1 protein-coding gene and 1 pseudogene are annotated in these 2,621 nt (G+C 38.0%); both read right to left on the bottom strand.

The window, feature by feature from the left end; genetic code table 11:
- Positions 1 to 41: 41 nt before the first annotated feature.
- Positions 42 to 545 carry a hypothetical protein gene (locus ACJWXQ_RS11025; RefSeq protein ID WP_406672815.1) on the bottom strand — a complete coding sequence of 168 codons (504 nt, stop codon included), beginning with the start codon at positions 543 to 545 and terminating at the stop codon, positions 42 to 44.
- Positions 546 to 547: 2 nt separating this feature from the next.
- Positions 548 to 2,621 (bottom strand): annotated as a pseudogene (locus tag ACJWXQ_RS11020) (hypothetical protein); the annotation flags it as partial.

Genomic DNA, 2,621 nt, shown 5'->3' with positions numbered 1-2,621 from the left:
CCGTAATAAAAATCGATTAAGCTGTTTGTTTCCAATTCTTCTTATTGCTTGATCTTATATTGGATCATCGAGAAATATTTATTGAGTAATTCTATTCTTTGATTGGTAAGCATTTCATTAACTCCGGATATCCTAAAAAACAATTCGACTGTTTCATTTTCAGGATTAATGAAAATATCATCACATAGAAGTTTAATTATCAAAAACTTCCTTAAAGATTCCTCTGTTTCTTCAGAGTCAATAATGTTGAAATTTGAAGCCCTTTCATGGTACCTGGCAAAATCTAAAAAAATATCACCAAGGCTGAATATAAACCTAACACCATTTTTATCGGAAACAAACCTAATATCCAGCCGATGATCCCTGTCATTGGACAAATCATAAATATATTCTGCCAACAAGGTGTTTGATGCTATTATATTTGCATAATATTCGTCATATATATGATAATCGTCGCAAATCAGTTCAACAAATTTTTCAATCTTTGTAATGTGATCCTTTCCGATAATTAATCGTAAAGATCTATTTTGTAGATTTCGGCCCATATTTACTGCATTTGTAAGAAATATTTTTCAACAAATGACCTGTAGAAAGGTCTTAAACCAGGGGGGAGACTTCTTAGCATTTCAACTTCCCTTTCTCTAATACTATTATACTTAAAAAAATCATCAGGGTTACTAATTTCGTATTCTTTTGCTGTTGTTCCTTCCCTCCTATCTTCTTGTTCGCGCTGTAATTCAGCTCTTTCGTGTTCCAATAATCTTGTAAGAATTTGTTCCTGGCGCATAATTGTTTGTCTGGAAAGTTGCTTGCGCAACATATCAAGTTCTGATCTTTCCATGTCTCTTTGTAATTGATCAAGTTCTTGTCCAACTTCCATTCCCTGGTTTCGCATATCATCTGTCAGCTCCTTCAGTTTATTCCTGATAGCTTCTTGCTCGGCAGCCATTCTTGCCATTTGCTCGCTTAATGACATGCCCCCTTCACCTGTTTCTCCAGGCATAGGTTGTTGACCTTCTTGCAGTTGCTGTAACAATTCATTTAATTGTTCTTGCATTTGGCGAAGGTCCTGAAAAGAAGTACCTCCCTCCCCGTTTTGTGAATCCTCGCCAATGCCATCACCCATGGCCATTTGTTGTTGCATGTCTTGCAGACTTTCATTCAAAAGCAATGCAAGGTTGTTTATATGTGTCATTACCAGTTGCTGTCGTGATGCAGCCTGGTGCCGGCGTCTGTTTATCATATTTTCTATTCCGTGGCCCATCTGCATTTGTATTTCAGCAATTTCCCGGTTTACGAATGATTGAATGGCCATTTGCCGTTTGCTTAAGGCAATTAGCGAATCTTCAATCATTTGTAAATCACTTTGAATTTTTCTTTGCTCTCGCAACATTTCAAGGAACCTTGGATCATTAACATTTGCTTGTCTTGTTTCCAATAGCAATTCCTCCTGCGCAAAACTGGATCGCAAAAGGTTTTCCAATATCATTCGTATAGCCCTGGCGTCTTCAGCTAATTGCTGCTGGAAAAGATTTTGCTGCATTTCCTTAAGACTTTCAGATAAATTTTTCATTTTTTGCCCGGCGTCCTGTTGAAAAGGGGCAGCTTCCTGCTTATTATTCATTTGAAGTTGTTCCAGCGCCTTTTGCAAATCTTCTGAAATATTCTGTTCGTTCTCGCTTGTGTCATCTATGGGTTGCGGTCTTTGTAGTTTTTTTTTTTTTTTTCTGAATTCTTCCATCATTTCCTGCACCTTTTCAAAAGCATCACCGATGCTTTCCTGTTCTTCTGAAAGATCTCCGGCATCGCCATCACCCCGTGTCTCATTTTCTAATAGTTCTTGTTGTTCTGTAAGCTTATCAAGCCTGTTAATACTCTCTTCCAGAAGTCTCTCCATTGCAAACTGCCTGAACATTTCAAGTGCTCTGTCCATCTGATGTTCCAAATCTCTGAACTCAAAATCCATTTGGTCAAGCATCTCATAGACATCATCACGGCTTAAATTGTCCAACTCCTCCCTAATTTTATCAAAAAGCTCCTTCAGTTCATCAGACAAAACCTCATCAAATAGTTTTTGTAGTTCTTCCTGTTTCTCCCTGATCCTTTCGTTGCTTTCCATAAACTGTTCTGTCCTGGTATCGCTATCTTTTTTCATTTCAGATAGTTCTTGCAGCGATTTTTCCATTTCATCTTTCTTATCCAGCAACTCCTGTAATATTTCTCTTTGCTCCCATCCTAGCCTGTCTGAATCTAAAAGTTGTTTGCGTAGTTCTTCGATTTGGTCTCTTGCAGTTTGTGCCTCCCCTATTCCTTCGCTTAGGCCTTCTTCTATTCTTTCTTCAGTGTCTCGTCTCTCTGCTAAAATTTCTTCTTCAGTAGGAATGTAATATGTAAATAATTGGCTTCGGGAGCTTTTGGGACCACGTACTGCATCGTTGTCAAAAACTTCAAAATAAATGTCAACTGTTTCTCCGGGCTGAACGTATATGCTTTGCAAATCAAAGAAATGCATAAAACTCTGATTTCGTAAATACGGATCAAAATCTACGGCCTCCTTCACATAGGGCACTTGTTCTCCACGTCTCACCTGATACTGGTCCATTACCCTGTAATTAAAATTT

The organism is Natronospira sp., from assembly GCF_007134575.1.
In the GTDB taxonomy this organism is placed as follows: Bacteria; Pseudomonadota; Gammaproteobacteria; order Natronospirales; family Natronospiraceae; genus Natronospira; species Natronospira elongata.
This window is presented reverse-complemented; position numbering and strand designations above follow the sequence as displayed.

Bases quoted from the DNA above. Each gene is read 5' to 3' on its own strand.
- ACJWXQ_RS11025 (WP_406672815.1), bottom strand. From the start codon at position 545: ATGGGCCGAAATCTACAAAATAGATCTTTACGATTAATTATCGGAAAG.